Annotated in this window: 24 protein-coding genes; 10 read left to right on the top strand and 14 right to left on the bottom strand. The window is 47.8% G+C overall.

The genetic code is table 11. The features are described 5' to 3' along the window. Positions 1–49: 49 nt before the first annotated feature. The 3 genes from EXU85_RS27975 to EXU85_RS27965 are packed head-to-tail and all read left to right on the top strand — an operon-like array spanning position 50 to position 3,303. Positions 50–2,290, top strand: a complete 2,241-nt coding sequence (locus tag EXU85_RS27975; protein ID WP_142775249.1) for an ATP-binding protein — start codon at positions 50–52, stop codon at positions 2,288–2,290. Positions 2,291–2,293: 3 nt separating this feature from the next. Next, positions 2,294–2,725 (top strand): response regulator, encoded by a 432-nt coding sequence (locus EXU85_RS27970; RefSeq protein ID WP_142775248.1) that lies wholly within the window; start codon positions 2,294–2,296, stop codon positions 2,723–2,725. Next, entirely contained in the window at positions 2,722–3,303 is a 582-nt protein-coding gene (locus EXU85_RS27965) for a biliverdin-producing heme oxygenase (RefSeq protein ID WP_142775247.1), read from the top strand. Before EXU85_RS27970 ends, EXU85_RS27965 begins: the two co-directional genes overlap by 4 nt. 43 nt (positions 3,304–3,346) lie before the next feature. On the opposite strand, the gene EXU85_RS27960 is transcribed toward EXU85_RS27965, so the two are convergent. From EXU85_RS27960 to EXU85_RS27945, 4 genes are all read right to left on the bottom strand, one after another. Beyond that, positions 3,347–5,374 (bottom strand): PAS domain-containing sensor histidine kinase, encoded by a 2,028-nt coding sequence (locus tag EXU85_RS27960; protein ID WP_142775246.1) that lies wholly within the window; start codon positions 5,372–5,374, stop codon positions 3,347–3,349. A 165-nt stretch (positions 5,375–5,539) separates the two neighbouring features. After that, entirely contained in the window at positions 5,540–6,100 is a 561-nt protein-coding gene (locus tag EXU85_RS27955) for a low affinity iron permease family protein (protein WP_142775245.1), read from the bottom strand. A gap of 113 nt (positions 6,101–6,213) precedes the next feature. After that, on the bottom strand, positions 6,214–7,167 hold the full coding sequence (locus EXU85_RS27950; protein ID WP_142775244.1) for a thioredoxin family protein: 954 nt from the start codon (positions 7,165–7,167) through the stop codon (positions 6,214–6,216). A gap of 76 nt (positions 7,168–7,243) precedes the next feature. After that, positions 7,244–8,215 (bottom strand): AraC family transcriptional regulator, encoded by a 972-nt coding sequence (locus EXU85_RS27945; RefSeq protein WP_142775243.1) that lies wholly within the window; start codon positions 8,213–8,215, stop codon positions 7,244–7,246. A 137-nt stretch (positions 8,216–8,352) separates the two neighbouring features. On the opposite strand from EXU85_RS27945, the gene EXU85_RS27940 reads away from it, so the two are divergent. Next, the gene (locus EXU85_RS27940) at positions 8,353–9,318 is read left to right on the top strand and encodes a hypothetical protein (protein WP_142775242.1); all 966 of its coding nucleotides are present in this window, start codon (positions 8,353–8,355) and stop codon (positions 9,316–9,318) included. Between the two features lie 62 nt (positions 9,319–9,380). Here the strand turns inward: EXU85_RS27940 and EXU85_RS27935 are convergent, their stop codons facing one another. Further along, positions 9,381–10,400: a leucine-rich repeat domain-containing protein gene (locus EXU85_RS27935; protein ID WP_142775241.1), complete on the bottom strand. Its 1,020-nt coding sequence runs from the start codon at positions 10,398–10,400 to the stop codon at positions 9,381–9,383. 63 nt (positions 10,401–10,463) lie between these two features. Further along, complete coding sequence (locus tag EXU85_RS27930) at positions 10,464–11,792, bottom strand: hypothetical protein (protein WP_142775240.1); 1,329 nt, start codon at positions 11,790–11,792, stop codon at positions 10,464–10,466. A 258-nt stretch (positions 11,793–12,050) separates the two neighbouring features. Between EXU85_RS27930 and EXU85_RS27925 the strand changes: the two genes are divergently transcribed. From EXU85_RS27925 to EXU85_RS27905, 5 genes are all read left to right on the top strand, one after another. Beyond that, positions 12,051–13,901, top strand: a complete 1,851-nt coding sequence (locus EXU85_RS27925; protein WP_142775239.1) for an ABC transporter ATP-binding protein — start codon at positions 12,051–12,053, stop codon at positions 13,899–13,901. A gap of 62 nt (positions 13,902–13,963) precedes the next feature. Beyond that, complete coding sequence (locus tag EXU85_RS27920; RefSeq protein ID WP_142775238.1) at positions 13,964–14,218, top strand: type II toxin-antitoxin system Phd/YefM family antitoxin; 255 nt, start codon at positions 13,964–13,966, stop codon at positions 14,216–14,218. 2 nt (positions 14,219–14,220) lie between these two features. Next, entirely contained in the window at positions 14,221–14,475 is a 255-nt protein-coding gene (locus EXU85_RS27915) for a Txe/YoeB family addiction module toxin (RefSeq protein WP_142775237.1), read from the top strand. A gap of 61 nt (positions 14,476–14,536) precedes the next feature. Continuing rightward, positions 14,537–15,148, top strand: coding sequence for a hypothetical protein (locus EXU85_RS27910; RefSeq protein WP_142775236.1), 612 nt, complete (start codon positions 14,537–14,539; stop codon positions 15,146–15,148). Positions 15,149–15,252: 104 nt separating this feature from the next. Then, the gene (locus tag EXU85_RS27905; RefSeq protein WP_246859271.1) at positions 15,253–16,383 is read left to right on the top strand and encodes an OmpA family protein; all 1,131 of its coding nucleotides are present in this window, start codon (positions 15,253–15,255) and stop codon (positions 16,381–16,383) included. A gap of 121 nt (positions 16,384–16,504) precedes the next feature. On the opposite strand, the gene EXU85_RS27900 is transcribed toward EXU85_RS27905, so the two are convergent. Together EXU85_RS27900 and EXU85_RS27895 are read right to left on the bottom strand one after the other, a co-directional pair. Further along, the gene (locus tag EXU85_RS27900) at positions 16,505–17,899 is read right to left on the bottom strand and encodes a Gfo/Idh/MocA family protein (protein WP_142775234.1); all 1,395 of its coding nucleotides are present in this window, start codon (positions 17,897–17,899) and stop codon (positions 16,505–16,507) included. A gap of 55 nt (positions 17,900–17,954) precedes the next feature. Then, positions 17,955–18,764 carry an NIPSNAP family protein gene (locus tag EXU85_RS27895; RefSeq protein ID WP_142775233.1) on the bottom strand — a complete coding sequence of 270 codons (810 nt, stop codon included), beginning with the start codon at positions 18,762–18,764 and terminating at the stop codon, positions 17,955–17,957. Positions 18,765–19,014: 250 nt separating this feature from the next. Here EXU85_RS27895 and EXU85_RS27890 point away from each other — a divergent pair, with 250 nt between their 5' ends. Then, complete coding sequence (locus EXU85_RS27890) at positions 19,015–19,977, top strand: alpha-E domain-containing protein (protein ID WP_142775232.1); 963 nt, start codon at positions 19,015–19,017, stop codon at positions 19,975–19,977. 77 nt (positions 19,978–20,054) lie between these two features. Here the strand turns inward: EXU85_RS27890 and EXU85_RS27885 are convergent, their stop codons facing one another. The 6 genes from EXU85_RS27885 to EXU85_RS27860 all read right to left on the bottom strand — a co-directional run bounded on the left by EXU85_RS27885 (position 20,055) and on the right by EXU85_RS27860 (position 26,114). Continuing rightward, on the bottom strand, positions 20,055–20,828 hold the full coding sequence (locus tag EXU85_RS27885; protein WP_142775231.1) for a hypothetical protein: 774 nt from the start codon (positions 20,826–20,828) through the stop codon (positions 20,055–20,057). Between the two features lie 100 nt (positions 20,829–20,928). Next, positions 20,929–22,944, bottom strand: coding sequence for a 1,4-alpha-glucan branching protein GlgB (gene glgB / locus EXU85_RS27880; RefSeq protein WP_142775230.1), 2,016 nt, complete (start codon positions 22,942–22,944; stop codon positions 20,929–20,931). Positions 22,945–23,026: 82 nt separating this feature from the next. Beyond that, positions 23,027–23,527 (bottom strand): DUF6169 family protein, encoded by a 501-nt coding sequence (locus EXU85_RS27875; RefSeq protein ID WP_142775229.1) that lies wholly within the window; start codon positions 23,525–23,527, stop codon positions 23,027–23,029. Next, complete coding sequence (locus tag EXU85_RS27870) at positions 23,502–23,702, bottom strand: hypothetical protein (RefSeq protein WP_142775228.1); 201 nt, start codon at positions 23,700–23,702, stop codon at positions 23,502–23,504. Before EXU85_RS27870 ends, EXU85_RS27875 begins: the two co-directional genes overlap by 26 nt. Before the next feature lie 148 nt (positions 23,703–23,850). Continuing rightward, entirely contained in the window at positions 23,851–25,521 is a 1,671-nt protein-coding gene (locus tag EXU85_RS27865; RefSeq protein WP_210422412.1) for a putative maltokinase, read from the bottom strand. A 194-nt stretch (positions 25,522–25,715) separates the two neighbouring features. Beyond that, complete coding sequence (locus tag EXU85_RS27860) at positions 25,716–26,114, bottom strand: T9SS type A sorting domain-containing protein (protein WP_142775227.1); 399 nt, start codon at positions 26,112–26,114, stop codon at positions 25,716–25,718. Positions 26,115–26,381 lie beyond the last annotated feature (267 nt).

Below are 26,381 nucleotides of genomic sequence, written 5' to 3'. Positions count from 1 at the left end.
CAGTTAATTAATCAACTTGTATCGTTACTTAATCACCTGAAAGTACTCAATGAATTCATTTGCTGTTGACCTGACAAACTGCGAGCGCGAACCGATCCATATTCTCGGCCATATCCAGTCACACGGGTATTTAGTAGCCATTCAGTCCGACACGTATACCATTGTCCATGTCAGTGCCAATATAGCTGAACTGGTTGGCATACCACCTACTCAATTGCTGGGCCAGTCCGTCAAAACGTTGCTAACGGATACAGACTTACCCGTGAGCAACTTAATTGAATTGCTGAACGTAGGCTGCCGGAACGATTCCTGGGATACCATGAACCCAAATCGGGTAACGCTGAATGGGAAAGTCTGGAATCTGATTATACATCAATACCTTGGGCTTATTCTTCTGGAGTGGGAGCCCATAGGGGACGATCGAAATCTGTTGATTAATCAGCAACTAATTGCGCAATCACTCACAGAAGTACAATCTAGCCGTACCCTCACCGATTTACTGCAAAATACCGCACAGCGGGTCAAAACCATCATTGGTTTTGACCGGGTAATGGTGTACCGGTTTGGGGCCGACTGGCATGGACAGGTGGTAGCTGAGGCTAAAGATGATGAGTTAGAACCCTATCTGGGTCTGCATTACCCAGCTTCGGATATTCCCAGGCAAGCCCGTGAATTATATAAAGTCAATCTGGTACGCTTGATTGCCGATGCAACCAGCACACCGTCGCGTATTCTATCGGAGCTGGGTTGGCCTGAAAATCGCCCGCTCGATCTTACACATTCTGTATTGAGAGCCGTTTCGCCGGTTCATATCGAATACCTTAAGAATATGGGTGTGCAGGCATCCATGAGTATCTCGCTGCTGTATCGGGGTGAGTTGTGGGGGTTAATGTCTTGCCATAATACGACGCCCCGTTTCGTGGATTATCCGGCGCGACAGGCAGCCAAATTTGTAAGCCAGTTACTCTCGGCTGCGCTGGAATTTCGGAAGGATCAAGAAGACAAGACCAACCTGCTTCAATACACCCAAAAGGGCCAGCAGTTGCACGAACAGTTGATTCTCAGTGATGATGTTGTTCGGGCGCTCGTTAAATCGACCGTTACGGTGCTCGATGTAACCGAGGCTACTGGCGCTGCACTGCTGTTTAATGACAAAGTGTACCGGCTTGGGAAAACACCCGACGAAGCCGCCATTCGCGGGTTAGCCGAATGGGTACATATGACAGATCCGGAAACGTTTCTGGAAACCAATCAACTTCCCAATCTATATCCGCCTGCCGAAGCCTTCCGAGATGTAGCCTCAGGCTTATTGGCCATCGAATTGTCGCGAGAGTTGACGGAGTACGTATTCTGGTTTAAACCTGAAAAGATTCAGGAGGTTACCTGGGCTGGGAATCCCGATAAACCAGTAACGGTTACTACCGATGGACAGCAGCGGATTAATCCCCGAACAAGTTTTGCGGCCTGGACCCAGATTGTGCGGAACACATCGAGCCCCTGGCATGAAGTTGAAATAGGGGCTGTTGTAAAACTGCGGGAGGATATTTTACAGGTTGTGACCCGGCAAGCCAACGAGATTCGCTTGTTGAACCAGCGGTTACAGGTAGCCTACGAAGAATTGGATGCGTTCAGTTATACCGTATCGCATGATCTGCGAACGCCCCTGTCGTCGATCCGGTGTTATTCTGAAATTCTGCTGGAGGAATATGGACAGGATTTAAACCCTGACGCCCAGGCACTGTTTCAGAAAATTATTGACTCAACGGACCGGATGCGGAGCCTGATTCGGCATATTCTGTATTACTCACGGATGGGCCGTACCGATTTGAGCACACAAGTGGTCGATATGAAGCAACTACTTGAGGGCATTCGGGAAGAAATTCTGGTGACTACCAAAGGGCGTTCAATCCAGATTGATATTGGCGATACGCCCCCCATAACGGCTGACCCGACAATGGCTCTCCAGCTTTTTACCAATCTAATCGGTAATGCAGCGAAATACACTCGTTTGGCAGCCAATGCCGTTATTCGGATAAATGGTCGGCAGACGGACGATGAGGTTATTTATGCTATTGACGATAACGGGATTGGTTTCGATATGAAGCAGGCTGGCAAGATGTTTGATTTATTTAAGCGATTAGAGAATTCGCGTGAGTTTGAAGGCTCTGGGGTTGGGTTGGCAATTGTTAAACGGATTATCAATCGGCATCAGGGCAAAATCTGGTTTCATAGTGAACCGGATCGGGGTACAACATTTTCTGTTTCATTTCCATTGCCAACTCATTCCTAACTCATGGTTGATGTTTTGTATGTTGAAGATAATCCGAACGATGCGGATATTTTTGGTCGCCTGATGCGGAAACTGAATCGGCCTTTTACGTATACTGTTCTGGAAAGTGGTTCAGAGGCCGTAGACTACCTGACGGGCCAGGGCCGTTATAAACACCAGCCCCAGTCATTGCCTAAGTTGGTTTTGCTGGATTTAAACCTGAATGGGCTGAGCGGTGTTGAGGTGGTTCAACAGGCTCGCTCAATTGACCGAACCCGGTTTGTGCCCATCGTCGCGTTTAGCACCTCAGACAGCCCCCGTGATATTCTGTCAGCTTACGAAGCGGGTGTTAACGCCTATGTGGTGAAGCCCGGAAGTTATCAGGCAACTGGTAGTGTAATTGGCAAACTGTGTGATTTTTGGTTAGAGAATAATACCCGAACGGATTATAAATGACGACTTTACCAGAGCGATTGCGGCACGATACCCGGCTATTACACGAGCAAACCGAACAACTGTTTTACACAGAGGCATTACAACATGGTACCCTCTCCGTTGAGGAGTACACGCACCTGCTCCGAACCCATTTTACGTTTCATCAGGCACTTGAAGTCGCAATTGATCGTCATCCCGTTTTTTTTCGGGAGTATGAGCCTGAAACTCGCCGGAAAACTCCCTGGTTACTGGACGATTTAGCCCACCTGAACGAGCCTGTGCCGCAGGACATGCCAGAGTTATTCATGGACTGGTCGCCGGTTTCGTTGCTGGGAGCGGCCTACGTAGGAGAAGGGTCAATGCTGGGCGGTACAGTTATCTGGCGGCTCCTACAGAACAATCCGGCCATTCAGCCCTTACTTTCGCATGCTCGTTTTTATCGGGGTTACGGGCCTGATACGGGTTTCCAGTGGAAGCGTTTTGGGGCATTCTTAACGTATGAGGGAGAAGCCCATCCTGATGAAGTGATCTCGGCAGCTGCGCAAGCCTTTATAAATTATCAGACCATTTTCCTGCGTAATCAGGTGCCTGTTCTGTAAGATGTAGATACGCCATATTTCCAAAATATGGCGTATCTACATCTTACAGAACAGGCAGAAATACCTTAAACGTTGAGCCTTCGCCCGGTTGGCTGGTAACATCCATCATGCCGCCATGACTTTCGGCAACTCGCTGGCAAATGGCTAAACCAATGCCGGTTCCACTATACGTGGTTTTATCATGTAGCCGTTGAAAAGGGGTAAAAATCCGGTCTTTGTAACGTTCATCGAAGCCAATTCCATTATCGGTAACTGTAATGAGCCAAAAAGGGTAGAGGTGAAGTTCCTGCAATCGAGTCGGTAATTCGTCGTGTTGCACCATGCGGGAGCGGATTTGGATGACTGGTGCTACATTGGGTGGACTGAATTTTAACGCGTTGACAAGTAGGTTCTGAAAAAGCTGCCGCAACCGTGATGAACTGCCCGAAACCGTTGGCAAAGCACCTACATCAATGGTTGCGCTCTTTTCCGAGATGCTCATTTCCAGATCGCTGATAACGTCGTCGACAACTGTAGTCAGGGCAACCGTTGTAAATGGTTCTCGCTGGGTGCTGAGCTTGGAATACAGGAGTAAATCTTTAACCAGCATTTGCATTCGTTGCGCCGACCGTTGAATCCGACGGATCATATCTGTTTCACCATCAGAAAGATTATCGGCAAACTGCGCTTTCAGTAAGTCGCTGAACGCCTGAATTCGGCGGAGGGGCTCCTGCAAATCATGCGAGGCTATATGGGCAAATTGTTGCAAACTCTCGTTGGAGCGTTTGAGTTCAGCATTGGCTTGTTTAAGCTCCGCCGACTGTTGCTGAGCAGACAGTTCTGCTTTCTTTCGTTCAGTAATGTTGTTAAAGGTAACTACTACACTATCGTTGTCCTGCTTAACGGCCGATACCTCAAACCAACCTTCCAGTCCAAACTCATCCCGGTAATACTGGGTGCTTTGTTCCGAAGCCCCAATTTCAACAACACGGATATAAAGATCGAAAAAGCCGTTGTCTTTATTTCCCGGAAATACGGCTAGTAAACGACGACCGATTATCTGATCGGGAGTCATGAAATTACTTCGGATCACGGCTTCATTGGCGGTATCCATCATAAAATCGACAATGGTGCCCGTTTCATTTCGAATTGCCGTCATGGCGATGATGCTGTTTAGCGATGCATCCAGTGTAGTACGCAATTGATGCGCCTGAATTTCCAGCGCCTGCGTTTGCTGGTGGACACGCTGCTGGAGAAGCACTTCGTTTTCCTTGTCGGCAGTTATATCGACAACGGTACCGAGAAATCGCTCAATTGCGCCTTGTTTATTGGTAAACGTCTGGCCGTTGGAGCGAATCCAGCGAAGTTGCCCATTGTTGAACCCAATCGTTCGGTATTCACATATAAAAAATCCGTTACTGTCGGGTTGTAACACATCCTGAACTGCCTGATCAGTCTGTTGCCGATCATCAGGATGGAGACCCTGCAAAAACACGGTATAGTTAATCTCTGCTGTAGAAGGCAGACCAAATAGTTCTTTACAGCGATCTGACCAGATTAATTCGCCTGTTAGTGGATGGAAATCCCAGGTGCCAATGCGGGCCGATTCGACAGCTAATCGCAAACTGGTTTCGGTAACCTGCGACCGGATTTCTGCCCGTTTTCGATCGGTTACGTCAATGAGTACGCCCGAAAGTGAAAGCGGTAGTTGTTGTTCATTGTAGGTTGCCTGACCTCGGGCGAGTACCCAACGACTTTTCAGCCCTTCTCCATCAATGCGATACTCTGCTTCGTAGGTAGTACCTGATTGGAGGGCTTCATTAATCAGCTCTATAGTTCGCGACCGATCATCGGGATGAATGTTATTCGTAAATGTATTAAGAGGCAATCCCGCCTGCTCCTGCGTTTCGGTTACGCCAAAGAATTGAAATAAATTTCGATCACCATAAACCAGATCATTTCCAATATCCCAGAACCAGGTTGCAATAAGGCCTATACTAAGCGCTGTTTGTAATTGGTCGTAGGAGCGCCGTAACAACGCTTCTTCATCAGGTAAGAGTAAGATAGGCTGAGCAGCGAGAGGCTGATTCATAGATTGAAACAAACAAAAAGCAGATGTATCCGCAGGTTCTGGAAGTAATAAACCTGTTTTTTAGCAGGACTGTTTGGGTAGAAGTCCTGCTAAAACTACTATCGACCTAAAGTTATACACAAAGAAATCAACATACGCTGAAGCAATCCTGTAAAAGTCGATTTATTAGGCTTTAGGCTTTTGTTCGGCAGGAGGAACCTTTGGCTTCGTCTTTTTACCAGATTCCTTTGGTTGTTTGGCAGTTGGCCTGTCAGTTCGGCGCGCTAACTGGCGCTCATGTAAGGCTTCAAGTTTATCGTAGTGGATTTCCTCCGCTTCTTCAACCGAGTGCGATTCGGAAATAGTCGCTTCATCTTTTGCTTTGTCGGCCAGTTTACCAAAAAACTTATGCAGTGCATGAAGTTCCGCTTCGGTCAGATCTTCCACATTGAGTAAGCGGTTACTGGCTTTACGATTCACAGCAAGAAGTTCATTGAGTTTGATCTGCATGGCCAGAGAATCTTTGTTCTGTGATTTCTGAATCAGAAATACCATCAGGAACGTAATAATGGTTGTTCCGGTATTGATAATTAACTGCCAGGTGTCGGAGTAGCCAAAAATGGGACCAGTAATGAGCCAGATAATAATCGTTAATAGCGCCAATAAAAAAGCGCTTGATGAGCCAGTAGCCTGGGTTGCTTTGGAAGCAAAGTGCTCAAAGAATTTAGTAAATCGATTGGAGTTCATTGGGTAAATGAGTTAAAGAAGGTAAGTTCTCGCTAAATCGCCAATCCATTGCGCTTAGTGAGATTAAAATGGCAGTATAATCGCAGAAAGTGAACTTGTGTAAACGAACTACCTTATTGTTTCGTCAGGTTTTGGGTTTGTTGAAGGAATGTTAACCGGTAGGTATTGGCTGCTTCCTGTTTCTGTGCCTCGTCCCGAACGGCTGATGGATTCGCCGAGGCCGTATTGCGTTCGCTGTTGGCAATGATCGTTTCTAGCAAAATCTCGTCGTTGGTGTCGATAACTCGCTTGAAATCAGTATAAAGCACACGGGTCAATGCACCAGAAACCGTTATGGCTAAGCTACTTTTTGCGGCATCGGCTGCCAGTGAATCGGGGCGATTTTTGATCAGATAATCAAAGGCTTTTGTTGTAGATGATTGGATAGCTCCGGCTACAAAAGCCATTGTTTCGGCTGTTAAACGTTCGGATTCCGGCAATGCATCCAGATAGGCATCAAGCACATCCGTAGTCGGGCGATTGAGGGCCTGGCGTACTAACAGATACTTTTTCAGGAAAGATGGGTCTCTCTTTCCATTTGCATACTCTTTATCGCCTTTGGCAATTGTTGTGCGTAGTTGAGGTAACGCCAGCATATGATCGGCCTGATCGATCATGCCGTTGACGCCGGCATAACCCACCGCCCGGTGAACCAGCGCGCCATTGGGAGCGATGTAGAGCGCTGTTGGATAACTGGCTACGGCATATTGTTTGGCGATCTGCACACCCTCACCCCGCTCAGCATCGAGCTGGTAGTTGATAAAATGGACATTGAATTTGGTGCCTACTTTTGGATTCGGAAACGCTTCTTTAGCCATCCGCTTGCAGGGTGGACACCAGGTTGTATAGATGTCCAGATACACGGGTTTGTTCTGGCGCTTGGCTTCGGCCAACACCTCTTTCCAGGAACCTTTAAAAAACGTAATTCCTGCTGGCTCATCAGAAAGCGGGGGCATGCCATAGGCAGAAAGCAGACTTAGTTTAATCAAAACATAAGGTAGCGTCAGCCTTGAAACGAATGTATTCATTGAAGAAGTAACAGCTAAAAATTGTTAATTTGTTAATGGCGCGAAGCCAGAGCCAACGTGGCCCGGCCTCGCGCCATTACCGGGCAATCTGACTCGGTAAATACCCAAATTTGCGTTTGAAAGCAGCTGAAAAATGGTGCGTTTCACTGTAGCCCAGTTTGGTAGCGACTTCGCCAATCGTACCATCTGTATCGCGAAGTAACTGATGCGCATACTGCATTCGAAGGTCGTTAAGATAACCGAATACTGTATTACCTATCACTTCACGAAACCCTTTCTTGAGCTTGTAATCATTCAAGCCACCGAAGCGGGCTAGTTGCAGCAGTGAATACGTATCGAGTGGGTTGTGTTCGAGTAAATCCTTAATTGCCAGTATTTTGTCAATGTCATTAGAGGATAATGTCGTTTTTGTTTTTGACTGATTTCTATCGACCTGGTCTATCTGCTGGCGTAGTAGGTCTAGCGCAGCTGCTTCCAGATAAAGACGCTTAAGAGGTTGTGAACGACTGACTTGGGTTAATGCGATCAGCTGCGTTTGTAGCGCAGGTGTAATTGTTAAATTATGTCTGGATAGCGCAACGGCTTCTTTTTGAGCCAACCCATTCAGCAGGCGACCCATTGCGGGTGAGTCATCCTCCGTAAATCGGGAGAAAAATGTTTCGGTCAATTGGATGCCCACGTAGTGATGATCACCGACCTCAAATCGGCTCTGACTATCGGCGTATGGACGGTAACTCAGATTGTGTTGGTTTGGTGCTAAACCAGACAATGCTGACGATTGCCCCGATGTTCGTCCCTGCAACTGAAACGCCATTTCAACCGATGGGAAATCTTCTGTTGTTCGAATCGTATCGGATTCCAGGGTCTGAAATTGTCCGTAATGAATCCGTACGCCCTGAAAACAGATCTCACTCAACACACCCCGTGAAACCTCATCGGCTAACTGGACATGCGTTTCGGTGTGTCCTGCATATCCGTGGAATTCGGGTGGATAACTCCGCTGATACACATCGAAGTAACAACCGTGGTTGCTCGAAATGATTTCCATATAACGAAGCTACGGTTAAAGACGTGTCGTACCAAAACTCGTTACAAAATCCGTCTCACGGGCTCCAGAATCCGTTTCGCGTGGATAGGCCACAGCATGAACATGCTACTTTCGCCATCGAATCAACTTGCGAACCAATGCATCCTTTCACGTTTGGTATTTATCCCGGCAGTGCCGTTGGGGTTCCTGAAAGCGAAGGCGGACTGATTACGGGTCCGCCAGATCGTCCGGAACTAATTCTACAGGTTCTGAATGAGTTACAGCCCACCAATAAACCGTTTATGGTAAGGGCTTATGTGCAGTACATCGGCAACGGTCAGTCCGCATGGCCAACTCCCGATAATGCCCTTCACTACGTAACGCCGAATCGAAAACTCGATTTGGTTCTCTGCTACCGCACCAGTAACGACCCGCTCGATAAGTGGGTCAAGTATATTCGGGAGATCATACAACAATATGGCGACAATCTGACCTCGTTACAGATTACGGAAGAAGCCAACTCGAAAGAAGCGGGTGGCGATGCGGTTTCGCCCGATGTGCGTCAGGCGTTGGTGACGGGCATTATAGCCGCAAAGAAAGAAATCCGCCGACTGAAGTTGTCCGTTTGGGTGGGGTTCAGTACAACCCCCATATTTGATCCAAATGATGATTTCTGGCCAGAAATCGGGCGGCTTGGTGGTCAGCCGTTTGTGGATGCGTTGGATTATGTGGCCCTTGATTTCTTCCCGGATGTGTTTGTGCCGTTGCCACCCACGGTTCAATTAAGTGATGGGGTTCGGGCTGTACTCCATCAGTTTCGGTATGTAAATATGGCACATGCGGCCATACCCTTTCGTATTCCCATACTCATTGGCGAAAACGGATGGCCCACCAGTCCCACGCGTCCCTACGACCGACAGGCCCAGCTACTGGAAGCCATTATTCGAGCTGTTTATGAACACCGGGAAACGTTCAATGTTCGTGGCTATTCTTATTTTAACCTGCGCGATACGAATTCTGAGAACCCTTATTTTTTTCACCAGTTCGGCTTGCTCAAAGACGATTATTCTCCTAAACCGGCTTATGAAATTTTTAAGACGTTAGTGGCTGAATTGAGTGAGTGAAGAGTACAATAGGCTATGTTCAGGACAACGCAGCCTATTTCAGTTACAGATTATTGGATACCCTACTTACAAACCTGATATGTAGCCGACGTATCTTTCTGCCAATCGGTTGCTACTTTGGTAAGGTCGGCTACACAAATGGTCTGGATTTTATTGCCAAAGCATTGCAGCACTTGCAGTAGTGTATTCGCTCGTAAGTCTAGATCGGTTAGGGTGTTGGAAAAGCACCACAATACGGTTAAGGCTGTGTTTTTACTGATATCCAGACTCGTTAAGCGGTTATTCGTGCAGTACAGTTTGGTCAGTTTGGCATTCTTGCTTACATCCAGACTGGTCAAGTTATTTTTCGTGCAGCCCAACAGGGTGAGGCCGGTATTCAGGCTCACATTCAGGCCGCTGAGGTTATTTGCCGAGCAGTCCAACTCGTTGAGGGATAAATTTTTAGCGACATCCAGGCTGGTCAATTTATTAGAGCTGCAATACAATTTAGTGAGCGCGGGTGCCTTACTAATGTCTAAACTGCTTAGGCTATTGCCGGAGCAATCGAGCGTTTTTAAACTTATAAAGCCCTCGATTCCCTGCAAACGGCTAATCTTTTTATTGCTAACATTTAAACTGATTACTTTAAAGGCATCGGCAGCCCGTAGTCTGCCGTCCATTAACGAATCGATTTTTAAGTCAAACAGAGCCTGCTCAAAGTTTATATCGGGTATAGTTAGGTAAGGTTCAGCCCCGACAGTGATACTAAATGACGAAAGAGTCGAGGCTTTTTTGCTGTCTTTGGCAATTACACTCCCAACAACCGTAGTGTTGTAGTGCACATTCCGGAGGGTGTACATTGTATCGGTCAAGGTTCTGGTTAGCGTGTCTTTCCAGAATACGATGTAGGTGACCGGATCGCCATTAGGGTCTTTGGCTTTGGTCCAGGTCAGCACCAGATTGGGGCCGTTAGGGGCCAGTTTTCCCGAAATAGTAAAGGCTGTTGGCGGCAAATTAGGCTCAGGATCGTTGCTCTTATTGCAGGAGATAAGAAGCACGTTCAACAAAATAATGACGACGAGTAGGGGAGTTCGAAAGTTCATAAACAAAAACAAATGTGGATTGCTAGTGGTAAGCGGGCATCCAACTACGAAGTATAGAATACCTTATTGGCAAATCTGATACGTAGCCGAATCATCTTTCAGCCAGGTGGGTCTTACGTTGGTAAGGTCGGCCACACAGATAAATTGAATACTGGTGTTGTTGCACGACAGCCACTGTAGCAATGGATTTTTTCTCAGGTCCAGGCTAGTCAGGTTCGTATTGGAGCAATACAATTCGGTTAAGACCGTATTCTTGCCTACATCCAGACTGGTGAGCTTATTGCTGGAACAATACAGATTGGTCAATTTGATATTCTTACTGAGATCCAGATTGGCCAATTTATTGCCACCGCAATTCAGAACGCTTAAGGCTACGTTCTTGCTGAGATCCAGATTGATCAGGTTGTTGGACGAGCAAACCAACTTCGCCAGGGCTATATTCTTGCTTAGACTCAGACTGTCTACATTGTTGTTTTTACAATCCAGCTCCTGTAGGGCTGTATTCCTGCTGATATCTAGTGTAGTGAGGTAATTGTTATCGCAATATAAATGAGTGAGGGCCGTATTTCTGCTAATATCCAGACGGGGCAATTGGCTAGCTGAACAAGCTAGATGAGTGAGGATTTTATTCTTGCTGAGATCCAGACTAGTGAAGTTGTTTGCAGAGCAGTACAATTCGGTTAATACTAGATTCTTACTGAGATCCAGGCTTGTCAGATTGGCGTTTTTGCAGTCTAAATAGATGAGTTGGGTGTTCGTCTGGAGGGCGAGTCCCGTTAAGTTATTGTTGGCGCAGGCTAAGAAATTCAGCGCGACATTCTTACTCACGTCCAAACTGGTCAACTTATTGGCATTGCTATATACTAGAGTTAGTGACGTATTTTTCGTGACATTCAGGCTGGTTAAGTTGTTTGCTGAGCAGTCTAAATGAGTAAGTTTTGTATTGTTACTGATATCCAGACCGGTTAATTCGTTTTCGCTGCAACCCAAACGGTTTAGAGCGGTCAACTTGCTGATATTCAGTATTATTAGGCTGTTGCTATTGCATTCCAGCGTCGTTAGCGCTGTGTTATTGCTCAGATCGATACTAGTCAGGTTATTCCGGGAGCAATCCAGGCTGGTTATATGGCTAAATGATTTCAGACCCTCTAAACTGCTTATTCCCTTATTATACAGATTCAGACTGGTTACCCGTTGAGCGCTGGAGAACAGCACCTTTCCGTCCTTTTTAGTATCTATTTTTAGATCAATTAGCGCCTGCTCGAAGGCGGCATCAGGTATCTCTACCGAAAAATTAGCGTCTTCAGGAGTAGGTTCGTCTGTTTTTTTGCAGGATACAGCTATAAAACTCAGTAATACTAGAAGGAATAATAAGAGAAATCGTGCATTCATAAAAAGAGGACTAAGTACACAGTGGCGTAGTGGTTTTTGTAGTAAAATCTACCCAAGTTGTGACTTAGACGAAGATGTGGCTGAAAAGTGACTATATCGGCAGGTTGATATAGTTTTAACGTAGGAGGCAGTGCTGATGATTGGTGATGAAGAATAGGTTATTTTCAAACTTCTGGGGAACTGATTGGTAGCAACGCAATCGCATTTAGAAAGCAAACCCAGATGAACTAATCCCGCCCTGGGCTTGTCTTTTTAGATATGGCAAAATCTGAAATTCCACGCTCTAAACCCGCTGATACTAAGGATGAAGTAAGCTGGCGCGAACGCTTCACGGCATTGGGTAACCTGCCCGCATTTTTTAAACTTGTCTGGGGAGTATCACCGGCTTTATTTCTCGGTAATGCGGCTCTACGGCTTATTCGGGCCGCTATTCCGGCGGCTACACTCTACGTTGGTAAGCTTATCATTGATCAGGTAGTTGCGCTTTCGAAACATACGTCTACTGATGATACGCAGCATATCTGGTGGTTGGTTGGGGCGGAATTTGGGCTGGCTATTCTGTCCACGGCACTGGGCCGAGCTGTGGCCCTAATGGACAGTTTGCTGGGCGATCTGTTTGCTAATCAAACCTCCATTCGCTTAATGGAGCACGCGGCTACGCTCGATCTGGAACAGTTTGAAGATGCTACCTTCTACGATAAACTCGAACGCGCCCGACGCCAGACGACTGGCCGGACGGTGCTGCTATCCGGCGTGTTTGGGCAGGTACAGGAGTTGATTTCGGTGGGTTTCCTAGCGGCTGGGCTGGCGGTCTACAATCCATGGTTGTTATTACTGATTCTGGTCGCGGTTACGCCTTCGTTTATTGGCGACAACTACTTCAATCAACGTAGTTATTCCTTATCGCGCTCCTGGACACCCGAACGCCGGGAACTCGATTACCTTCGGTACATCGGTGCCAGTGATGAAACGGCCAAGGAGGTTAAAATTTTCGGCTTATCCGGGTTCCTGATCGACCGATTTAAGGAGTTGTCGTGGGGCTATTATCTGAAAAATCGGGCGCTGGCCATCAGTCGGGCAGGTTGGGGAACCTTACTCACGGCTTTGGGAACCGCAGGCTATTACGGGGCTTACGTCTGGATTGTGTTGCGCGCCGTTAATGGTCAGATAACGCTTGGCGATCTAACGTTTCTGGCGGGGTCGTTTCGGCAGGTTCGAGGTTCACTGGAAGGTATTCTGCTTCAATTCAGCAGCCTTACGCAGGAAGCGATCTATTTGCAGGATTTGTTCGATTACTTCGCCATAAAGCCGCTGATTCACTCACCCAAAACGATACGCGCCTTTCCCAATCCGATTCGGGAAGGTTTTGTATTCGAGAATGTTGGGTTCAAATACACAAACTCCGAACGATGGGCGTTGCGAAATCTATCGTTCACACTTCAGGCAGGCGAAAAACTGGCCCTTGTTGGCGAAAACGGAGCTGGTAAAACCACACTTGTCAAACTCCTGGCTAGACTTTATGATCCTGCTGAGGGGCGGATACTCCTCGACGGCCATGATCTGCGCGAGTATGACCTGATGGAGCTTCGGCGCAACATTGGTGTCATATTTCAGGATTATACCCGCTTTAAAATGTCGGCGGGGGTGAATATTGCTGTGGGTGATATTGACGAACGGACCAACCAACCCCGCATTGAAACCTCAGCCCAACGCAGCCTGGCCGATACGGTGATTGCTAAACTAGCTGGGGGATATGATCAGCAATTAGGGCGCTCGTTTGGCAAAGGCGTCGAACTATCGGGTGGCGAGTGGCAGAAAGTCGCGCTGGGCCGGGCCTACATGCGGGATGCTCAGCTCATCATCCTCGACGAACCCACGGCGGCCCTCGATGCCCGCGCTGAGTACGAAGTTTTCCAGCGTTTTGGTAAACTGACGGACGGAAAATCATCAGTAATTATCTCACACCGATTCAGCACCGTCCGTATGGCCGACCGGATTCTGGTTCTGGAAAATGGCACCCTGCTTGAAATTGGTAGCCATTACGAATTACTCGAAAAAGATGGCCGTTATGCCGAGTTGTTTGGTTTGCAGGCGCGGGGGTATCAGTAAGGAGCGACTAGTTGAAGTTGTCGAAATAAGTACGTAAAATTGTACATAATTGATTGTTATTTATGCAAGTTGTCAACTATACGGAGTTTAGGCGTTCCATGAAGGCTAAGCTCGATCAGGTTAGCGATGATGGTGATACGGTCATCATCAATCGAAGTGAAAACAAAAATGTTGTATTGATTTCTCTAAGAGAGTATAATTCGCTGAAAGAAACGCTTCAATTGCTAAGTTCAGAAAAGAACCGAAATCGACTGATGAATGCGGTTGATCGGGCAAATCGGGGCGAGTTTGAATCTCATGGCCTGATCGAAGAATAACGATGAATTTATCGTGGGATAAAGATGCCTGGGAAGACTATATCTATTGGCAACAGACAGATAAGACTGTACTCCGACGTATTAATGAACTCATTAAGGAATGTCTGCGGACGCCTTTTGAAGGTAAAGGAAAGCCAGAGCCATTAAAAGAAAATCTATCAGGCTTCTGGTCACGCCGAATTACTGACGAGCATCGACTCGTTTATCGGGCTGAAGCTGAACGACTGCATATTATACAATGTCGATTTCATTACTGATCAATGTGGGTGGGCTGTTGATGTTCAGCCTTGCGCCATCAATCCTAAACAAAGTTTAACCATGAAAATCCAACTTCTTACGTTCATTGCGTTACAAGGAACACTAGCCGCAGCGTTAGCCCAAACGCCCACAATACCGGCTCCCGATGTCCAGATAAAAACAGCTGTTCTGGCTGCGCCGGCCGACAAGCGGGACGGAGCCACGGTTTATGGGTATTCTCCTAAAAATGAATTTGTTGTGTTGCGTAAAGGCACCAACGAGCTTGTGTGCTTAGCCGATGATCCTGCCCAAAAAGGGCTAAGTGTGTCCTGCTATCACCGCGATCTGGACCCATTTATGGAGCGGGGGCGAATCTTGAAAAAAGAGGGTAAAAAGCCTGCCGAGATTTTGGCGATGCGCGAGCAGGAAGTGAAAGACAAGAAGTTAATGATGCCAACGCACCCATCGACTTTGTTCTCTTATACTGCGAAAGACGGTGACTTCGATGCCACCACCGGCGAGGTGAAGGATGGTTACCTGCGTTATGTGGTATATATTCCCTACGCGACTGCCGAAAGTACGGGTTTGCCCCTGAAGCCCGAAGCGCCCGGTATGCCCTGGATTATGGACCCCGGTACGCATAGAGCGCATATTATGATCAACCCGCCGGTATCGACCACAGCCCATCATTGAGCTAAACGTCGGGTGGTGGGTAATTAAACAGGCAACGGATGTTTCTCCCAAATGGAAAAATAGTGTTGGCAACAGTAGTCTGTTTACTGTTTGCTGAATCCGGTATGGCCCAAAGTAGGGAAGTCGATTATTCACGTATCAAAGCCTCACCCAGGGTTAGGCCGGTAACGGCTCTCCTGGCTGACTCCGGACGAAATGCCAAACCCAGCATTCTGACGGTCAAAGCTTTTGCCGTTGACATTAGTAAGCCTATGGCATCGGCTGTTGCCCAAATAACTTCCAGAGCAACGGGCAAAACGCAGCAGTTTGCGCTGGCAAACGGGCGTCTGGAACGCGTGTTTAATACGCCCGATGTGCTGGCTATTGAGGTAAGTGGTGAGGGGTATACAACCGTTTTTCGAAGTATGACGATTGCTGTATCGTCGGCGGGTAATCGGTATGAATTTGATGCCCAGTTAGACCCGGCTCCTATTAAACTAACCGTTTGGGCGGTTGATAGTCGGACCAACAAAGTGATCCATGATGCCCATTTCACGATCTCAGGCAAAGCTGGCAGGACAACGCTTTTGTTAACGCCCGATTCAGCCACTGGTCTGGTTAAAACGGACCTGCCGGGTAGAGGAATCTACCAGTTGACCAGTTCGGCTACGGGCTATGGTGATTTTACAAAGTCCATCAGGCTGGATAGTGTACAAAGTGAAGCACGCGTGATGTTGACGCCTAAAAAAGCACCCGATGTCGCCCAGGCCCAGGCACTCCCCGAAGCGGTGGTTAAATCGGCGAAGACGGCCTACGTAGAAACCCCGGCTGCCAAACCCGCGTTAAAGGTGCCTGTTCTCCCCAGCAACGTACAGATGCCAGCCGTTACAAATAGGCCGTTTGGTCCCATTGAAAAGGGGAAAGCCATCCCGCTTAAGAACATCTACTTCGACCAGAGCAGCCCTGTTCTACGACCCGAATCCAACGCCGAGCTGGATCAATTGGCGGAGGTGCTGAACGCAAACCCGTCCATGCAAATCGAACTACGTGGGCATACCGATAATCAGGGCGATTTCGATCTAAACGTAAAACTCTCCCGCGACCGATGTCAGGCAGTTATCGACTACCTGGTTAACAAAGGCATCGCCAAAAGTCGACTGAAAGCCGTTGGCCGCGGCCCCATCGATTCTATTGCACCCAATACTAACGAAGAGAACCGGAAGAAGAATAGACGAGTGGAGTTTGTGGTCATCTGAACCGGGATTTTTTTGATTTAACTGACCGATTATGATTTTAGCCTTCGTCTTTCTTTGAAAGCAAAATTATAAAAAATCATAGCCGGTCAGTTAAATCAAAAAAATCCCGGTTCAGACAGGATTAGGCAGCTTTAGGCTCCTCGCCCCGAAACGCGTCTTTCTTATCGACCGCAGCCAATTTTACCGGCTTTCTGTCGCGTGCCGATTGGTAAATAGCTTCCATGATTTTCTGGTCCTGAAGTCCTTCTTCGCCGGGCGTAAATGGCACTTTATTATTCAGAATACATTCCGAAAAATGATCCATCTCGGTAGCGAAATGGTCTTTATCGGCAATGTTGTGCTGAATGATCTGGTTCTCGGTACCCTGAGCCTGACTTGTTTCTAGTTTTAGGCCTGTGTAAGGAAAGGCGGGGTCCATTTTGATCCAGCCTGTGTCGGCCAGCACTCGGTAACTCTTATCGTCATGATGACCGTAGCTAGTTGCACAACTGGCCTGTATACCACTTGGGAACTTCATAAGCCAGTTTACCTGCTCTTCCACTTCCTTGAACCTGGGGTCATTGGGCGTGCTGTGCACATAGCCCATAACTTCCGAGGGTTCTTCGGCCAGCACAAACCGGATTGTGTTCAGGCAGTACAGGCCAACATCGGGTAAGGAGCCACCTCCGGCCAGCGCTTTATTAAACCGCCAGTGTTTCGGGTTGTCGGAGTTTTGGCCATTGTTGGCGATGATGCTTTTTACCTTGCCAAACTGCTCTTTCTGAACCATGTCGCGAACCATCTTATTATGGGGCTCATATTGAATTCGATAGGCAATCATGAGCTTACGGTCCGCTTTTTTACAGGCATCGATCATCGCCTGACATTCGGCTACTGAGTTGGCCATCGGTTTTTCGCACAGAATATGCTTACCGGCCTCCGCTCCCCGAATCGTGTATTCGGCATGCATGCCGTTGGGAAGCACAATGTAAATGGCCTGTACCTCTTTGTTATCGCGCAGTTTGTCGTAGTCGGCGTAACTGTAGCAGCTCTCTTTTTTGATGCCATACTGCGTGGCTACCTTCTGCATTTTTTCAGGACTACCGCTCACCAGCGCTACCACTTTCGATTTTGTACAAGCCCCAAAAGCGGGTAGAATCTGATTAAGGGTTAGGTGACCCAGTCCAACGAGTGCGTAGCCAACGCGCTTATCTTCGGGCATTGGGGTAGGCGTAGGGCCTTCCTGCTGTTCTGTTTTGGCTTTAATCTGCTCCAGTTCAATGGGTTTGCTGGAGTCGGCGGGTACCGTAGCTGGCGGGGAGGTCGCGGGGAGTTTTGGAACAGGGCCGCTGGGTGTACTGGCTGTTGAGGAAGCTGAGTTGGTGGCTTCGGGTTTCTTTTCGCAGGAGGCAAGCGCACCGCCTAATGCGCCAACGGCCAAACCACGCCCTGTAAGTTGAAGAAAATCCTGTCGCGACAAAGCAGATCGCGCAGGGCTTTCGAGTAAGGTAGTAACTAAACGATCAATCGGTTTCATAACGTTGTTTGTTTACGTTATGAAACCGATTGATAAATTGGGTTGTTTGCCCGAGTTATTTAATTGGCGAATAATCGGTTGGTTTCATGTAGATCGACTCGACTTTAGTTGTCAACGAACCACCAGCTTCTTTTTCAGATGCATCTTTAACCGCAATCCACTTTGGATCTTTACGAAATTCTTCGAAATGTGCTTTCCCCTCGGCCTCGCTGGGATGAGCCAGAATATAAACCAGCTTAGATTGTACGGCCGGATCTTTTTCCTGCGTAACCCAGTAGGCTACATTCGTCATGCCGTGTTTGCTAAAAAGCTTGATCGTATGATCGCGGAAACGCGAGAGCAGATTAGGCAGTTTGCCAGGCGTGCATGTATAGGTGCGTAATTCAAACGTTCGTTCGGGCGATTTCTGACTTAATTTAAGCTTTGGCGATATATCAGACTCGGTCATGAAAATCTGATCAACATGATCGACTAGTTTACCATTTGCTTCAGTTTTAGCTACCACTGCTTTCCACTCGGGATCACTACCGAAGGCTTTCCAGGAAGCATCGCGGGCTTCCCGACTGGGATAGGCCAGAATGTAGATCAGTTCTTTGTTGGTGGTATCGGTGGGGGTCCAGTAGCCGATATTTTCCATCCCATGTTTCTCGAAAATCTTGGTAGTGTACTGCCGGAAGCGATCCACAATTTCGGCATATTTGCCCGGCGTTGGGTGGTAAATCCGAACTTCGTAGAATTTAGTGCTCGGAGCGGTTTGGATTGATCTGGCCGGACCTGATTTGGGCTGATTTGGCTTTGGCATTGCAAATAAGGACGTGCTGAGGAGCAGACCAACAGTGAGTATTGAATACAATTTACAAGTCATGTTGTTGCGTAACTAAGAAGTAAAGAGGTTCCTGACTGTATAAGGGATAAGGAATGTATTTCTAACCTCTTGGCGTATCTTCGGAGCTAATTATTATATAGTCTACCCTGAGTTTTTTCATAAAGGTAAATCGACTTTTAGACAATGAATGTTTTGTCAATAAGTCTTAATAGGTATTATTGTCTTGTTGAGCCAGCATAAATCCCTATTTTTGTTGGTCATCCACCGTTTTATCCCAACTTTATACGTTATGCTGAGCCGCGTTGCCAACTCTGTTTACTGGATGCATCGCTACATTGAGCGGGCTGAAAACTATGCCCGGTTCATGAGTGTGAACTTCAATCTTGCCCTCGACCTGCCCCCCAATGTTGATCAACAGTGGGAGCCATTGCTCATTGCAACCGCTGATATTGACCTATTTAGGGAACATTACAAGCAGCCTACGCGTGAGAATGTTATTCAGTTCATGACCTTCGATAAGCGTAATCCGAATTCTATTGTGGCCTGCCTGAGTTATGCTCGCGAGAACGCCCGGACCATTCGTGAAATTATTTCCAAAGAGATGTGGGAGCATCTGAACCAGTTTTATCTGATGGTGCGCGATACATCGCCCAAACAGCAGTGGGAAGAGGTTCAGACCCAGCATTTTTTTACGGAAATTCGAAATAGCATTCAGCTTTTTTATGGGATTATCGACGCAACGATTACCCGTAATGAGGCCTGGCATTTTGGCCGACTAGGCCGGTTTCTGGAGCGGGCTGATAAAACCTCCCGTTTTCTGGATGTTAAATACTTTACGCTGTTACCCGAAGTTGAATTGGTTGGGTCTACCATCGACTTAATGATTTGGTCGGCGGTGCTGAAATCGGTGAGTGCGTATAATATGCACCGCCAGCAGTATCGAGCCTTGACACCTTCCAGTATTGTGGAATTTCTGATTCTGGACAAGATGTTCCCTCGGGCTGTTGCGCATTGTATCCGGCAGGCTGAGTTGTCGCTTTACGAAATTTCGGGTAATAACATTACAGGAGGCTTTGGAAATTCAGCCGAACGGGCACTCTCCAAACTTCGGACCGAAATCGAGTTCACGGAAACCGCCGATATCTTCAAAGCAGGTCTGCATCAATACCTCGATAATTTTCAGACACGCACTAATGAAGCCGCAGTCGCCGTTTTTGAAACTTATTTCGATTTGAAGCCGATAGAAGTGTAAAATATCAATGAGTGAAAAAGCGAAAGAGTTAATAAGCCGTCTGTGTTATTTACTCATTAACTCGTTCGCTCTTTCACTCATTGAAATATCGGAAACGTGAGCGCCAGATACGCCATTCCAGCCCGGTGGCGGAAACGTTTGTTGTCTGCAATTACGTTCCGGTTGGCTGCGGTGGTTTCGGTAGTAAGCCATTGGTAACCTAGCTTCACGCCAACCCGTTGGTTTAGCCGAATACGCGCATACACCTCCGTGGCGATGGTTCCAATGTCATTATCGCCAAGTAGGCGTACATTGAAATGGCTGGGGGATGTTTGCTGAAAGACATTATTCCCCTGAAAATAAACATTGATCGAATCTTGACCTGAGGCCGATCGTAGCGCATACTGCCCTGTTGATGATTTATAGCGACCCGTCCGCGATTTACCGATCGTCAATCCCACCAAATCGGCGCTGGCTCCCAGTACAACACGCCCCAGATTAATCTGCGCCCGAATCCCAACATTGAGCGACGTCATGGACACATAATCGTATCGAACGGTATCGATGTTGTTAACAAGCAAAGGGGCACCGAGTGCACCAAAGCCTGTTTTGCCGCGTGTCAGGCGAGCTGGAGCCGTGTAATAATTGAGATTGTCGCCGTAAAATGCCCCTAATCGCATAGTCCAGCCGAGGGAGAACAACTTACGCTCACCAATGGTGAGCAACTGGAAGTAAGTGAGTGATGGGTTGTAGTGACCTGTTGAATAGGCCATGCCCACATCATACCCACTACTTAACCGAGTAGCAACAGGAGATTGGGCAAAGCTGTTGACAGAAACTACGAGTAAAAGACCCACAAGTATTTTCTTCATGCAGACAAATCAGGCTGTTAGATCTGGAAAATGATAGTGGAGTGGTGGAGTAAGCGCAGTTAATAACCGCTTCACGTACCCCACCACTCCACCGATTTTACTACTTCACTATTTTCAAGACGACAGCTCCCAAAGGTGGTACATTCACCTGAATCGACTGTGAACGACCATGCCATGTTGCCTCTTCGCTCGCTATAGGAGAGGTATTGGCAACTCCGCTACCGTAAAATTCAGTGGCATCACTATTAAACACCTCCTGGTAGGAACCCGCCGAAGGCACGCCAATGCGGTAATTGGAGCGTGGAATGGGGGTCATATTCAACACAATAAGCAGGCTATCTTCTGGATTGTTGCCGTTACGGCAATAGGTGACTACGGTATTTTCGCGGTCGGTGGTATCAATCCATTCAAAGCCATCAGGGCTGAAGCTCCTTTCGTATAGCGCGGGTTCAGATTTATAGAGTTTATTTAACGCTTTTACGCAGGCGGCCATGCCTTTGTGAGGACCATGCTCCAGCAGATGCCAGTCGAGGCTGGTATCGAACTTCCATTCGGATGTTTGCCCAAATTCGCCACCCATAAACAATAGTTTGGTGCCGGAGTGTGTAAACATGTAGGAAAACAACAGCCTCAGGTTCGCAAACCGCTGCCACTCATCACCGGGCATTTTACCTACCAGCGACTGCTTGCCATATACCACTTCATCGTGCGAGAGAGGCAACATGAAGTTTTCGGTGAAGGCGTATATCGTGCTGAATGTCAGCTCATCCTGGTGGTATTTGCGGAAAGCCGGGTCGCGCTCGAAATACCGGAGCGTATCGTTCATCCAGCCCATCATCCACTTCATCCCGAAGCCTAATCCGCCCGTGTAAACCGGTCTTGATACACCCGGAAAAGCAGTTGATTCTTCGGCAATAGTTTGGGTATCCGGGAATTCTTTATAAACGGCCTCGTTCAATTCTTTAATGAGCGAAATAACGTCCAGGTTTTCGCGGCCTCCAAACACATTCGGCTCCCATTCACCCGCATTGCGGGAATAATCTAAATAGAGCATCGATGCAACCGCATCCACACGGAGTCCGTCGGCATGGCAGCGGTCGAGCCAAAACAGCCCGTTACTGAGCAGGAACGAGCGTACCTCTGGTCGGCCGTAATTGAAGACATAGCTTTTCCAATCGGGGTGATAGCCTTTCCGCATGTCGGGGTGTTCGTACAGGTGTGAGCCATCGAACTCGTATAGGCCATGTGCATCGCCGGGGAAGTGAGAGGGAACCCAGTCCAGAAATACACCAATGCCTGCCTGGTGCAATCGTTCAACGAGTTGCATAAAATCCTGTGGCGTACCAAAGCGGCTGCTAGGTGCATAGTAACCCGTAATCTGGTACCCCCAGGAGGGTGCATAGGGATACTGCATAATGGGCATGAACTCAACGTGCGTAAAGCCCATGTCCTGTACATACGGCACCAGCGCGTCGGCAATTTCATTGTAGCTCAACTCGCGTTCGGGGTTGCTGGGGTCACGTCGCCAGGAGGATAAGTGCATCTCATAAACCGAGATAGGGGCATTGAGGGCGTTTTTAGTATGGCGGTTAGCCATCCACTCCTGGTCGTTCCACTCGTAATAGGTATCCCATACAACAGAAGCCGTTTTAGGTGGAACCTCCCACCAATGGGCGTATGGGTCCCCTTTTTCCAGCTCTCGCCCGCTTTCGTGAACGATGAAGTATTTATAGGTTTCGCCCTTGCCAATGTGCGGGATGAACCCTTCCCAAATACCCGACGAATCCCACCGAACATGTAAGGAATGACTGCTTTTATCCCAGCCATTGAAGTTGCCAATAACGGCCACATAACGGGCCGAAGGAGCCCATACGGCGAAGTAGGTGCCTATAACACCATTGTGTTCAACAACGTGTGACCCAAATTTTTCATAGAGCCGCTGGTGTTTCCCGGCCCGAAATAGATGAATATCGAAATCAGTGAAGCGGGAATAAGGGCCGTCAGTATGTGTTGGCGTTTCGGCTGGAGCCGATTCTGCGATTACTGGTTCAGAGGTGGTGGGCTGTGTCGACGGGTCGGGCTGAGCCGGGGGCGTAGTCGTTTTTCGTTTTGCCATAGGTTAAAAGGGTAGTACGCTCGTTGTAGAACGCGATAGGAGCCGGAAAGTTAGAAAAAAAGCGGGATGGTCAAAGAGGGTATTATTTTTCGCCGGAAACCGTTCGCTTGAACGACTCATAGATAGGCATGAAATGTGGATTGTCAAACCGGGAAATTAGCTCAACTGAATAAGCCATACCGTCTTCGTCGATACCAAGGGGTACGTTAAGTTTGACAAAGATTTCGGTTTTGTATCGACCGAACCACCGATCAAATAGTTTTCGGCGCGAATCGGCTTTAGAGTCCGAGTCATCGCAAATATAAATGACGACCCGCTCGTGAGCTTTAAAGAAATCCGCCACGATTGATCGAATCGTGGCGGACATAAGTGCGTCTACGGGCGGTAGTCGAGGTTCGTACGGATTGTTGGTCAGGACAATGACCATGTCAAAGACAAGAGCCTCAAATTCTGGCTTATCGACCAGGTACCCACTAGGCTTGAATTTTATCTCGTACTCTGCCTCAAAACGTGTTTTAAGCGTATAAATGTAGTTTGGGCCACCTACAAATAAGTAATCATAACTCGATAATTCTTGTTCCACGTTCGGCGGCTCTACGGTCTAATTCAGCAAAAGCTGCGATAATTTCCGGGTTGGTTTTCGCTTCCTCAATCATTTCCTGCTGCTCTTGTCGCTTCCGGGCCATCCAGGCACGGGCAAATTCGAGCCGATGTTGGGCTCGCGCTTGTTCATCAGGAGTAAGCGTTTCAGTATTCATGGCGTTTCCTGTCTATATGCCAAATGTAACGTTTTTTGATAAACTGATGTTCCTGACGCTTTTATCAGGCTTGGAGCTATTTTCTAGCCCCTTTTCCGTGAGACATCAATAGTTTTCCAGTCAGCATCACTCTGAGTGTCTCTATTTCCTATCTCGATTGCAATAAACCCGTTTGGAGCATCGGTACATCGTGCACAACGGTATCATCGCTCAGGCGAATTTTTTCGATTTCCCGCACAACGTCGATGATGCCTTTGAGCGGAATTTTGACCCATGCAGGTCGGTAGCTGATTTCGTAGCCTAGCTCATAGACCGCTTTTTCGAGCAGGTAAATCAGGAGAAGAAAGTTGATCTCGCTATTGTTTTTGAACAGGGGATGCGGAGCGCCAAACACATCCAGATACGCATCCAGAAATGTATCGCGAATTAGGTAAAACCAGCGATCCGATACCCGTTGTAAATGGTCAGGATCAAGGTTATCCGTTTCCGTCGAGTTGAATAGCTTGGCCGATACCGCGTAGTGATACGACCGAATCATACCAGCCACATCTTTGAGGGGCGAGTGCTTGATTTTTCGTTCGGTAATCGTGCTTTCAGGCTCACCTTCGAAGTCGATGATCACAAAATCGTTAGTTGTCGCGAGTACCTGCCCGAGATGATAATCGCCGTGAATCCGAATTCGGAGTGAGTGGAGCGGACGGGTTCGGAAGTCGGCAATGAACGTCTCGATCATTTCTTTGGCTTCCATAAATACCCACGCCAGTCTCTGTGCCTGCGGATCGAGTTTGGTGTAATTGTCAATCAGGAGAGCATACCTGCGTTCGAGAAGATCCTCGAAACGCTTGATCAAAAACGCACGATACTCATCCGTGAAGGGCTCTGGCGCAAAGTCCGGATTCGATGGAACGCTGTTCCGGGCTGGTTTGTACAGGGCGCAATGCATCTCACCCGTTCGTTTGCCTAGCAGTTCAACTTTATCGAACACATCTTCCCGAATGGCAAACATGCGCTGGGGAACACCGTACAGAAAATCATTCAGATAATCGCCGGTTTGCATCCAGGAGTCTTTATCGTTTTGTACCATGCGCTGAACCATACCCAGCGTTACATCAGGTTGGGCCGAGCCATCGGTATGGGTGCGTTTCCAGATGATGCTGCCGCCAAAGGCCGGAATGTGCGTAAAATTGCTCTCATCGGTCAGAAACGCGACCATATCTACTTCAGGATTGGTTTCCTCGAAGAGTTTGCGGTAGAGTTTCAGAAAGTATTTATCGCCGAAGGTCATGGCAGAATTACTGGAATCGACCGGTAGCACCCGCGAGGTTAATCCATCATCACCCTCTTCCAATCCGTTGCCCCGATGAAAAGTCAATTGACCCTTGAGTTGGGTTATGCTCTGATTCTGATAAATCGCGGTGAATAGTACCTGCCGAACGCGTTCGTCGTAAATAGCATCGATTAGAAGACCGTTTTGGCCACCAAGCACAAGTTCGCCGATGCGGCCCTTCTCAGGGATTTCCGCCAGAGCGCTTGCGTCAGCTTTGGTCAGGAATGACAAGGGCAATAGGTAGTTTTCTGGAACGCCGTCGGCATAACTGGCTTCCAGAATTAACAGAAATGCCACATCGCCATCAGGCAGGGGGAGCGAGTGAATCGTTTGTGCCGAAAAGCCCGTTTGCTGCCGGGCCTTACCGGCAAACCAACGACAGCTATTGACATAGGGAGGCAACAGCGTTTGGGTCAGTGTTGTCCAGAAATCAGTGTCGGAGCCTGCATTGGACCAGACAGTGGTATACGATTGAGGTTGATTAATAAGCATGAGTGGCAATCCAGAGATCCTTCTTTAGTCAAGCAGTTTCCGTCACGTATTGTTTTCCCGATGAAGGTCAAAAATTTCTTGAATATAGAATAAATAATTCAACTCAATTAACTGCGGAAGAATCGCTGGCCATAAACAAAAACCTCACCCAGTCAGACCAGGTGAGGTTTTTGTTTATGTCGTGAAGGATGGAATTAGTTTACCGAAATAACGCGGCTAGGGGCACTGGGTTGCTGGGTTGAGATGGTTACATTCTGTGTCGTTGTTTCAACACCGTTTGTAACTTCTACCTGATACACACCGTCTGCCAGTTCATTCAGGTTTAAGCGGGTCCGGTATTTACTTTCGTTTTTGCCTACGTGTTGGACAAATAAGACTTTACCATCGGCACGTTTCAGACGAACATCGACAGCGCCACCAGTTTGTTTATCGAGGGCAATATTCAGTTGACCAGATGGGGTTGTGTAGATGCCCGTTTTGTAGGCTACCGATGAGACAGGACGGCTGCCTGGATTGGTTTCAGCCAATGTAGCGGCCGATGTAACAACACCTAAAGTAAGGGCTAAGGCGAGTGATTTGATGAGAGTTTTCATGGTAGTATGTGTTGTTTGTTTTCGTTCTAAGCAGGTCGGGTTATTCCCGATTGATGAACCAAAGGTATAGGCTATAGCTGGTACTATGCATTGCAAACTACTGGGACGGTTGACTCGCTGGATGAGTGGATGTAAAATGGGATGGTTGAGGGAACGGCAAAAAAAAGCCTCCAATCTGAAAGGCGTTATCAAATCATGATAACACCCTTAGGCGGAGAGCAGAGGTGCTGATCGTAAAAAATGGTGTGGATAGAATTAGTTCGATAT

The sequence above is a fragment of the Spirosoma sp. KCTC 42546 genome, assembly GCF_006965485.1.
Lineage (GTDB): Bacteria > Bacteroidota > Bacteroidia > Cytophagales > Spirosomataceae > Spirosoma.
This window is presented reverse-complemented; position numbering and strand designations above follow the sequence as displayed.

Coding starts and splice junctions, on each gene's coding strand:
- EXU85_RS27975 (WP_142775249.1), top strand. CDS start 50: ATGAATTCATTTGCTGTTGACCTGACAAACTGCGAGCGCGAACCGATC.
- EXU85_RS27970 (WP_142775248.1), top strand. CDS start 2,294: ATGGTTGATGTTTTGTATGTTGAAGATAATCCGAACGATGCGGATATT.
- EXU85_RS27965 (WP_142775247.1), top strand. CDS start 2,722: ATGACGACTTTACCAGAGCGATTGCGGCACGATACCCGGCTATTACAC.
- EXU85_RS27960 (WP_142775246.1), bottom strand. CDS start 5,374: ATGAATCAGCCTCTCGCTGCTCAGCCTATCTTACTCTTACCTGATGAA.
- EXU85_RS27955 (WP_142775245.1), bottom strand. CDS start 6,100: ATGAACTCCAATCGATTTACTAAATTCTTTGAGCACTTTGCTTCCAAA.
- EXU85_RS27950 (WP_142775244.1), bottom strand. CDS start 7,167: ATGAATACATTCGTTTCAAGGCTGACGCTACCTTATGTTTTGATTAAA.
- EXU85_RS27945 (WP_142775243.1), bottom strand. CDS start 8,215: ATGGAAATCATTTCGAGCAACCACGGTTGTTACTTCGATGTGTATCAG.
- EXU85_RS27940 (WP_142775242.1), top strand. CDS start 8,353: ATGCATCCTTTCACGTTTGGTATTTATCCCGGCAGTGCCGTTGGGGTT.
- EXU85_RS27935 (WP_142775241.1), bottom strand. CDS start 10,400: ATGAACTTTCGAACTCCCCTACTCGTCGTCATTATTTTGTTGAACGTG.
- EXU85_RS27930 (WP_142775240.1), bottom strand. CDS start 11,792: ATGAATGCACGATTTCTCTTATTATTCCTTCTAGTATTACTGAGTTTT.
- EXU85_RS27925 (WP_142775239.1), top strand. CDS start 12,051: ATGGCAAAATCTGAAATTCCACGCTCTAAACCCGCTGATACTAAGGAT.
- EXU85_RS27920 (WP_142775238.1), top strand. CDS start 13,964: ATGCAAGTTGTCAACTATACGGAGTTTAGGCGTTCCATGAAGGCTAAG.
- EXU85_RS27915 (WP_142775237.1), top strand. CDS start 14,221: ATGAATTTATCGTGGGATAAAGATGCCTGGGAAGACTATATCTATTGG.
- EXU85_RS27910 (WP_142775236.1), top strand. CDS start 14,537: ATGAAAATCCAACTTCTTACGTTCATTGCGTTACAAGGAACACTAGCC.
- EXU85_RS27905 (WP_246859271.1), top strand. CDS start 15,253: ATGGCCCAAAGTAGGGAAGTCGATTATTCACGTATCAAAGCCTCACCC.
- EXU85_RS27900 (WP_142775234.1), bottom strand. CDS start 17,899: ATGAAACCGATTGATCGTTTAGTTACTACCTTACTCGAAAGCCCTGCG.
- EXU85_RS27895 (WP_142775233.1), bottom strand. CDS start 18,764: ATGACTTGTAAATTGTATTCAATACTCACTGTTGGTCTGCTCCTCAGC.
- EXU85_RS27890 (WP_142775232.1), top strand. CDS start 19,015: ATGCTGAGCCGCGTTGCCAACTCTGTTTACTGGATGCATCGCTACATT.
- EXU85_RS27885 (WP_142775231.1), bottom strand. CDS start 20,828: ATGAAGAAAATACTTGTGGGTCTTTTACTCGTAGTTTCTGTCAACAGC.
- glgB (WP_142775230.1), bottom strand. CDS start 22,944: ATGGCAAAACGAAAAACGACTACGCCCCCGGCTCAGCCCGACCCGTCG.
- EXU85_RS27870 (WP_142775228.1), bottom strand. CDS start 23,702: ATGAATACTGAAACGCTTACTCCTGATGAACAAGCGCGAGCCCAACAT.
- EXU85_RS27865 (WP_210422412.1), bottom strand. CDS start 25,521: ATGCTTATTAATCAACCTCAATCGTATACCACTGTCTGGTCCAATGCA.
- EXU85_RS27860 (WP_142775227.1), bottom strand. CDS start 26,114: ATGAAAACTCTCATCAAATCACTCGCCTTAGCCCTTACTTTAGGTGTT.